The 1,634-nt window shown below is 52.7% G+C and carries 2 protein-coding genes; one reads left to right on the forward strand and one right to left on the reverse strand.

Going from position 1 to position 1,634, the window contains the following annotated elements:
• On the forward strand, positions 1-1,243 hold a 1,243-nt coding region (locus V6D20_12080; GenBank protein ID HEY9816518.1), incomplete at its 5' end, for a site-specific integrase.
• Positions 1,244-1,265: 22 nt separating this feature from the next.
• On the opposite strand, the gene V6D20_12085 is transcribed toward V6D20_12080, so the two are convergent.
• Positions 1,266-1,634, reverse strand: a 369-nt coding sequence (locus tag V6D20_12085) for an SPOR domain-containing protein (protein ID HEY9816519.1), incomplete at its 5' end; no start/stop codon positions are given.

Genomic DNA, 1,634 nt, shown 5'->3' on the forward strand with positions numbered 1-1,634 from the left:
TGGGGGTATCGCATTGAGTTCATCTGCCACACCACTACCCTTCCCCATCTTCCCCTCTCTCAAGGAGATGAAGATGATGGAGCACAAGGATCGCCCCGAGCACTTGGTGCAGCGGGATCTGTCTGAGGATCAATGGAAAGATTATCGCCTATCGTTTGAATTTCTTATGGGCTATGGGATGAGGAGCCCAGAGACCTTTAACTCCTACAGGAATGACATTCAGACACTCCTGCTCTGGACATGGCAGATCAGCCAGCCAAAGAGCCTGGGCGAGCTTCGGCGGAAGGATCTGGAGGCATTCATTGCTTTCTGTCATGAACCACCTAGGGAATGGGTGATGACAAAGAGGCTGAAGCACTTTGAGGGGGGTGAAGGCTCAATGAGACCGAACGAGGCCTGGAGGCCCTTTCGGGTTGAGGTCGCTGAGGTGGAGAATAGGTCTGCCAAGATTAAGCGGAAGATCGCTCACACCAGCTTGCGCAAGATGTTCTCGACACTAAGCAGCTTTTTTGAATTTCTTGTCGATGACGACCACGTTGAAGTGAACCTTATCCCTTCCGTAAAGAAGCGGTCTCCGTACATGGTCAAGGATGCCCAGATCAAGCAGACTCATCGTCTCAGTGAAGATCAGTGGTACTACTTGCTGGAGACGCTGAGTGAGTTGGCGAATGAAGATAGCCACTATGAACGCGCTCTGTTTGTCATCGTCCTGATGAAGACATGCTACCTTCGGGTGTCAGAGCTTTCCGAGCGTGATGCCTGGAGCCCAACAATGGGTGACTTCTTCTATGCTCGTGAGTCATGGTGGCTCAAGATATATGGCAAGGGCAAGAAAATCAGAGACGTGACCGTGCCGGACTCTTTGCTCCCCTACCTCACCCGGTATCGCCGATGGCGTCGGCTCAGCGACTTACCTGAAATCAAGGACCCTCTGCCTATGATACCCAAGGCCAGAGGTGGCGGAAATATCGGTCAGCGACAGTTGACACGACTGATCGAAGAAGCGATAGACGCCGTGGCAGACCGCATGCGGATCAAGGGGCTTGCTGAAGACGCAAAGTCACTTTCAGCCGCAACGACGCATTGGTTTCGTCATACGGGCGCCTCAATGGATGTCAATCACAGGCCTATCAAACATCTTGCTGATGATCTGGGGCACTCATCTTCAGGGACCACCGATAGAATTTATGTCCAGTCTGATGAGCAGGAGCGCGCACAGACCGGCAAAAAACGAAATGTGTAGGGGGCCCTCCCCTGCACGGCATTCATTTGACGATGAAGGCGTCCTGATAGCCTTTTGATCGCATCTGCCTCTTCAACAATTCGGCATTATCAATCCCCTTTACGGGGCCAACACGGAGGTGAACATCCCTGGAGAGGGGGCTACTATCGATATAGACGGGGTGCGTTAACTCCGACTCAAGTCTTGCCTTCTCCTTCTCTGCTTCCGCTCTATTGCGGGTGGTCAGAAGTTGAACGTTGAGCCAGCGGCGATCAAGACCGAGCCTGTCAGCAGCGGACTGTTGCTCTTTTGAGGTGTTTGCAACTGCCTTTCCGGGGGTGATAACCTCGATCTTCACGTCGGCAACACCTTTCTTGTCCATATCAAGCACCTGAGCAGCACGATACGATAG

The sequence above is a fragment of the Candidatus Obscuribacterales bacterium genome, from assembly GCA_036703605.1.
Lineage (GTDB): Bacteria > Cyanobacteriota > Cyanobacteriia > RECH01 > RECH01 > RECH01.